The sequence below is a fragment of the Bartonella sp. AP57NXGY genome (genome assembly GCF_042195805.1).
Lineage (GTDB): Bacteria > Pseudomonadota > Alphaproteobacteria > Rhizobiales > Rhizobiaceae > Bartonella.
Window position 1 is genome coordinate 1 of sequence record NZ_JBHIOZ010000066.1, and the last position, 7695, is coordinate 7695.

The 7695-nt window shown below is 37.9% G+C and carries 4 protein-coding genes; 3 read left to right on the forward strand and 1 reads right to left on the reverse strand.

Annotated elements, in window-relative coordinates; genetic code table 11:
* Positions 1–4272: beta strand repeat-containing protein (locus ACFIL8_RS06705; RefSeq protein WP_375689205.1), on the reverse strand; the 4272-nt coding region annotated here is incomplete at its 3' end.
* Positions 4273–5048: 776 nt separating this feature from the next.
* Between ACFIL8_RS06705 and ACFIL8_RS06710 the strand changes: the two genes are divergently transcribed.
* The 3 genes from ACFIL8_RS06710 to ACFIL8_RS06720 all read left to right on the forward strand — a co-directional run.
* Positions 5049–6179, forward strand: coding sequence for a metallophosphoesterase (locus tag ACFIL8_RS06710; protein ID WP_375651423.1), 1131 nt, complete (start codon positions 5049–5051; stop codon positions 6177–6179).
* A gap of 750 nt (positions 6180–6929) precedes the next feature.
* Positions 6930–7304 carry a hypothetical protein gene (locus ACFIL8_RS06715; RefSeq protein WP_375689207.1) on the forward strand — a complete coding sequence of 125 codons (375 nt, stop codon included), beginning with the start codon at positions 6930–6932 and terminating at the stop codon, positions 7302–7304.
* 13 nt (positions 7305–7317) lie between these two features.
* A partial coding sequence (locus ACFIL8_RS06720) for a phage tail protein (RefSeq protein WP_375689209.1) occupies positions 7318–7695 on the forward strand: 378 nt, incomplete at its 3' end.

Below are 7695 nucleotides of genomic sequence, written 5' to 3' on the forward strand. Positions count from 1 at the left end.
TGCCGCCCATAGTGCAACTTTTTTTGCTTCTATTTTATTTTTTATTGTATTCTCTGCTGCTCCAATATAACCATTCGTCATCTTAATTGTGCTATTATTTCCTGCAAAAAGACCAACATCAAAATTTTGAATGATTGTTTTACCATTTAATTCGATTGCACTATCAGTTTCTGCAACGTTTACACCAACGGTCATTGTTTTATTTTCACTACCAGTTATTGTTAAATCTCCGCTAATGATTTTACTTCCACCGTCTGCATAAAACCCTTCATCGACATTTTGAATGGTTGTTTTGCCCATTAACCTAACTTCACTACCAGAGTCCGATGTCCATATACCAGTGCGTTCGTTGTCGGAGCCTTCAAGTGCTTCACCACCGATTATCGATAAGTTTTCGCTAATGATTTTACCACCGTTAACTGCTCCAAGGCCGTCCAAAGTATTGTTAATTATTGTATCACCATGCAATTGAATTGTGCTGTCATTGCCACTTACAAATACACCGCTTCCTTTTCCCTCTGTTGTTAGAGCAACATCTGTGGCATCAATATGCCCACCGTTGATTGCGAATAACGCTGTTTTGTTCGCGGCTACGGATCCTCCCGTCATTATGATCTTAGATCCTGAACCGTCTGCAAGGAGTCCTTCGCCATTAGATGATATAATGTTAGCATTGTTTTTTAAGATAATCGTACTGCTGGCTTCGGCGCTTCCTCCTACATCATGTCCACTAAATGATCCTCCTGAGACCGTTATTGTTGAGTGATCATTTGCAACTATACTGGCGGCTGCTTGAGTCACTGTTACATCTTTTAAAGTGACGGTACTTTTATCTGCTTTTATTCCAAAGTTCAGTAACGCATCGTCTTTATTATTCGATATCTTCACACCTTCTAGCTTGTTTTCACCGCTGTTACTGTTTAAAAAGCCGGCACCAACTAGAGAAGTTTTAATGGTCCCTCCAGTCATGTTTATTGCGCCATCATCGTTTGTTGTAAGTCCAATTTCACTATTACTAATCGTTGTTCCTTCAAGCAATTCAACTACACTGCCTTCGCCATTAGAAAATACACCAGACGATATATCTTCGTCACCTAGAGATACATCTGTAACATTTAGAGACACATTTGTGACCGTAATATGTCCACCATTTTCAGCAACCAATGCATTACCTTTCCCCGTGACGGTTCCTCCCGTCATGCTGATGGTGGAGTTTGAACTATTTGCATAGAGTCCAATGTTATCAGATGATGTAATGTTTGCATTGTTGGTTAAAGTGATGGCGCTGCCGTTTTGAGCAGATATTGTTGTATTTTGTGTATGAAATGATCCTCCTGAGGCTGTTATTGTCGAGTGATCATCTGCAACTAAGGCATTGGTTGCTTGCATGACGGTTACATCTTTTAAAGTGACGGTACTTTTATCTGCTTTTATTCCAAAGTTCAGTAACGCATCGTCTTTACTATTCGATATCTTTACACCTTCTAGCTTGTTTTCGCTGTTGTTACTGTTTAAGAAGCCAGCACCAACTAGAGAAGTTTTAATGGCTCCTCCAGTCATCTTGATTGCACCATCGTTTAGTGCTTGAAGCCCGAGTGCACTATTACTAATAGTTGTATTTCCAAGTAATTCAATTACACTGCCTTCACCAACAGAAAATACACCAGACGATATATAGTCGTCACTTGGAGCCACATCTGTGACAGTTAGAGCTACATCTGCAACAATAATATGTCCACCATTTTCAGCAACCAATGCATTACCTTTCCCCGTGACAGTTCCTCCCGTCATTGTGATGGTGGATTTTGAACCTTCTGCATAGAGTCCAACATTATCAGATGATGTAATGTTTGCATCATTGGTTAAAGTGATAGTGCTGCCGCTTTTAGCAGATATTGTTGTATTTTGTGCATGAAATGATCCTCCCGAGATTGTTATTGTCGAATCATTCTCTGCAAATATACCGGCGGCTGCTTGAGTCACTGTTACATCTTTTAAAGTAACGGTACTTTTATCTGCTTTTATCCCAAAGTTCAGTGGCGTATCGTCTTTATCACTCGATATTGTCACATTTTCTAGTTTGTTTTCATGACTGTTACTGTTTAAGAAGCCAGCACCAGCTGCAGAAGCTGTAATGGTTCCTCCAATCATCTTGATTGCGCCATCATTTTGGAATGCAAGCCCGATTGCACTACCACTAATTGTGGTCTTTCCAAGCAATTCAATTACACTATTTGCGCCATTAGAAAATACACCAAATGACTTATCGCTATCATTTGTTTTTAGGGTAACATCTGTAACAGTAATATGACCACCATCTTCAGCAACCAAAGCACTCGCTTTTCCCGTGACGTTTCCTTCTATCATTGTGATGGAGGAGTTTGAATCTTTAGCATATAATCCAACATCATCAGATGATGTAATTTTTGCACCGTTTGTTAAAGTGATGGCGCTGCCGTTTTGAGCAGATATTGTTGCATTTTGTGCATGAAATGATCCTCCCGAGATTGTTATTGTCGAATCATGATCTGCAAATATACCGGCGGCTGCTTGAGTCACTGTTACATCTTTTAAAGTGACGGTACCTTTATCTGCTTTTATTCCAAAGTTCAGTGGCGCATCGTCTTTACCACTCGATATTGTCACATTTTCTAGTTTGTTTTCACGGCTGTTACTGTTTAAGAAGCCAGCACCAGCTGCAGAAGCTGTAATGGTTCCCCCAGTCATCTTGATTACACCACCGTTTTGTGCTTGAAGCCCGATTGCACTATCACTAATCGTTGTCTTTCCAAGTAATTCAATCATGCTACCAAGGTCATCAGAAGCTACACCAAGTCCATCACCATTTGTTTTTAGGGTGACATCTGTAACAGTAATATGGCCACCGTATGTTGTCGTTACTGCTTCCTCTTTCGCTGTAATGCTCCCTCCTGTCATTTCGATGATGGACTTTGAACCTTCCGCATAGAGTCCAGCATCGTTATATGATGTAATTTTTGCACCGCCAGTTAAAGTGATGTTGCCGCCGTTTTGAGCAAATATTGCTGCTTTTTCTGCATCAAATGATCCTCCTAAGACTTTTACTGTGGAATCATATGCATCTATGGCAGTTTGTGCTTGCGTCACTGTTACATTATTTAAAGTGACATTACTGTTAGTTGCCTTGATTCCATTGATTAGTGGCGCATCATCTTTCCCACTTGATGTCACTACATCTTTCAGTTCGTTTTCTTTGCTCTTGCTATCTAAAAAGAATGCACCAACTTTGGACGCTGTAATGCTTCCCCCAGTCATTGCGATTGCGCCACTTTCTTGTGTTTTTAACCCGATTGTCGCATCATTGATCTTTGTATCAGATAATTCAATCACACTGTTTTCACCTTGAGACAATGCGCCGAATCCACTCTCAATTTTAGTACCCTTATTATATGCAGGGTTATCCCCTTCTGTAGTAGGTGCACTTGTGGTATCTTCCTTAGCTGTTAGAGTACCACCCGTGATTTTAATATGACCACCGTCGTTTGTATACAATGCTGCGTCTTTTCCAGTTACGCTTCCCCCAGTCATTTTTATGGTGGTATTTTCATCATCGGCATGGAGTCCGTTACCATTAGATGAGGTAATGTTAGTACCGCCATCTACAGTAATAGTGGTGCCGCCCATAGCATATACGCCATCCATTTTACCTTCGAATGATCCTCCGGATACTATAACTTGAGAAACGACATCCGCAAGTATACCAGTTTCTGCTTGCTTAACTGTTACATTTTCTAAAGTGATAAAACTTTCGTTGTTTATTTCTATTCCAAGGAGTGATGATGCTTCATTTTTATTATCTGATATCACTACATTTTGTAGTATATTTCTACTATTCTTACTATCATCAATATAAACACCAGTTTGAGAAGCTGTAATGTTCCCCCCAGTCAGGTTGATGTTAGCGCCGTCTTTTACAGAAATACCAAAACGAACATCAGAATCAGTGCCTTGAATATTTAAGCCATTTAATTCAAGCGCACTGTTAGCACCTTCAACTGTTACAACATATTTATCGCTACCTGTGTCTGTATTTGTGTTTTTATTTCCAGTTACAGTTACAGTACTACCGGTGATTTTTCCTTTGTTTTTTACATAAATAGTCTCGTACGTTTTTCCGGATATATCTTTTTCTTCGTTGGCAACGCCAAGAGTTTCAGCATGTGCAGTGAACTGGATGTTGAATAGTATGATAGCAGCCGCAGCTGTGCATGATAAAAGGGATGTTTTATACACCAGTATTCTCCTTATGAGAGCCCCCAAATATTCATTTCCCCGCAAACTTCATAAGAAGAAGTGAAAATGGATAGTTGTTATTAATTTCAGTAATTGTCTTTATTTGGTAAGATATTTTTGGTTTTTTGTCAAAATTAAAAAACAAATGATATTAAATTTGTATTAATTTATATTTAATACACAATGTGTTTGTGATTATTTATATTATATAATTAAATTTACTGTAAATCTATATTATAGAAATTATAAATATTATTATAATACTTACATAAGTTATATTATTTTTTTTATAAAGTAATAATAGTATTTTCTGTAATACTTCTGCATTTTTATAACTTGTCAAAGTAAGTGATGACGGTAATAATCAAACACTATTGCTAGCACTTTTGATTAGTTATACCTTATTTATCATAATATTCTAATATATTTGATCTTGATATCCAAAGGAGTTGGGTGCTCTAGTATAAGAATACATTTTTTCTCCTGTTGGGGATATTTTAATAGTATACGACTAAGTTTTTATAAGCTGTTGATGTATCGATGACATTTGAAAGAGCCAGAGCCCAAGCTTATAAATCTTAATCAATGAAGATGCTTCAAGTTGAAGGCTTGAAATCAACAGTGCTTTTATATCATCAAAGTGCACCTTCATTGAAGGATTATTGCTTTTATTATTTCGAATTTTTGACATATTTTTGACAATAAAATCTAAAAAAATTGTCTCTGATGAATTTTTTAATATAAAAAATATGTAACGTTTTTATGGTGATAGGTTTATGAGATATAAAGTTGAATTGGTAATCACCGTGATTGCTTTTACTCTCTCTGGTTGTTTTAATCTTGATGCTGAAAAAATAAAAAGAGACAAGAGTCCTTATCATGATGCATTCATGGATTGGTCGATGAAAGAAAAGTCTCTTACAAAAAATTATACTGCTATCATTATGGCTGATCCGCAACCGTGGCGTTTAAACTCTGGTGATGCCAATGGAATATCAAACAGAGAGCCATGGTTAAAGATAAATGAGCAGGTTGCTGGTGTGATAAAAGCGCACAAAGCTGCATTCCATATTGTCAATGGTGATCTGACGGAGTTTGGACAACAAAAAAACTATGATGATTATGAAAATGTTTATAAAACTCTTGGAGCACCTGTCTATGAGGGGCTAGGGAATCACGATTATGCCAATAATGTTGGTAATTGTACAAATCCTCAAGAATTCAGCTTTTACAAAGATGCTTGTGCTATAAGTGCAGTTTCAAGAATGGTATCGGAAATCAAAAAATACCGTAGTCAATTATCGCATTTCAATGCAGATGTTACTGAAAGCTTGGTTCCCATTTCGGGTGGAAATATTCGCTCGATAAGGGGGAGTTTGAGTTATTCTTGGGATTATGGAGATGTTCACTATGTGCAGCTTCACAATTATCCAAGCTATACGGTTGGTTTGAAGGGGCAGTCTACAGAAGTGCAAATCAATAAATCTTTAGATTGGCTTAGGAACGATTTAGCTGCTGCTGATGCAAGAGGTAAAGTGACAATCATTAATTTTCATGATGCGCGTGCTGCTTCCATTGATGGTGAATCCTTTTTTATTCGTAAAAAGAATGCTAAAGATTTGTCGGTCTTTAAGTCAATTATTACCTCTCATAATGTTAAAGCAATCTTCGTGGGTCACACGCATTATCAGTCTTATTGCCGTGCGAAAAATGATAAGGTTTTTGGAAATATCCCTATCTATACAGCTGGTGCGCTTTTTAATGGAGATTATTACCTCATAGATGTGAAAGGCAAGACCATTCACGTTAAAGCCTATAATGGAGAAATAGGAAAACCGCTTTTAATTAAAGATCTTGGTGTTATAGGGAAAGACACCCAATTTTCGGCAAGTTGCAGTAAGTTATAATAGGATTTGTTTCTTTGTCTTAAAGCATGAGGGAAAAAACGTATTATATGTGCGGACTTGAAGAGCAGTAGGAGTGTCTAAATGTTATTTAGGAATAGAGTGAAAAATCAGACATATTTTTTTTCAAAGCTGCTAAGATTTCAGGTTATACGCTATAAGTGCAATGGTTTAATGTGAACTGAGCTTTAATACAAAGCAGAATAATGGTTTGTTATTCTATTTTTCTTTTTAGGCTTTCATCTTTGAAGAAAGGGGAGTTTGTCAAGGGTGTGTTCATAATTTGCTAGCACATGTTGTCCAGAATTATCAAGAAGGCTGTTTCTATTAGTTTGTTGCAGTATAATTATCAAGTTATGCCCTTTATTAGAGTTTATAATATCTACTCATGGGCAACTCTTTTCTTTTTCATAAGAAAAGCTTTTTATTTTGATTTTTTACTTATAATCTTCAAACAATTGATGTTTTGTGATGCTGTATAATTTCTCTTGATTAACCGTATGAACTTTTAGTTGTATTACAATTTTATCTTCTTCTTTTATACGTAAGTAAATCGTTACAATAATATGATACAAATATTGGAGTCTGTTTATAGCTGTTATGGTCTCATGCAATTATCCTTAGATGACTCTCACGTGTTTTGGCAGTTTTATCTTTGCTTTGAGAGAGGTGTAAAAAGGGGATTTTAAGAAGTTCCAGTTTAGAAAGAGCTTTTTTGCCCGTGAAAAGCTCTCTGATGCTGCCAAGGCTGGTATGGAACAAGCGGGCGAAGATCTGGCTAATTCGATTGTCGATGGCTTTATGTCGTCTATCTCACAATTGATGGATTTTTGTAAATCTTTGCCTAGCCGCATTAAGGGGTGGATTGGTTCCATTGATGTAAGAGAGTTTTTGCCAAGTTTTTTGGGGGGTAAAACAGCCATTCAGCCCATACCACAATTTGCGGGGGCTTCTCCTGTAAATTCATCTGCGAGAGAGCAAAGAGACAAAGACCGTTCCCCCATCACACACAATCAAAATGTCACAGTGCATGTTAATGGTGCCCGTGATCCTGTTGTCACTGGTCGTGCGGTCGCTCACGCCATTCAACGGGCACGCGCTAATGCGCTGCATGGCGGGACAGAATGAGGGGAGGGAGCTTATGAGAGATCCTTTGCTGATGTTAGGACCGCATCAATTTTATGTGGACTGGCTAAATTTCCAATCCTTTGAAGAAGAGTTTTCTGCCTCATGGGTTTGTATGGAGCGTTTTGGCAAGGCACCCAGTTTGCAATTTACTGGCTATGGCAATGATGCAAAGACCATTCATGGAGTTTGGTTTCCAGAAGAATTTGGTGACCGTGTAGCCATTGATGCCATCACTACAACTATCCGAAGAGCAAAGCCGGTCCAGATGCTTCATTGGATCAATGATACCACCTATAGTGTCCTTCTCCATGGACCCGTAGTAATCACCACGATCAATAAAGACCATGACTATATCAGTCGCTCTGGTCAATCCCAGCGCATCCGCTATTCC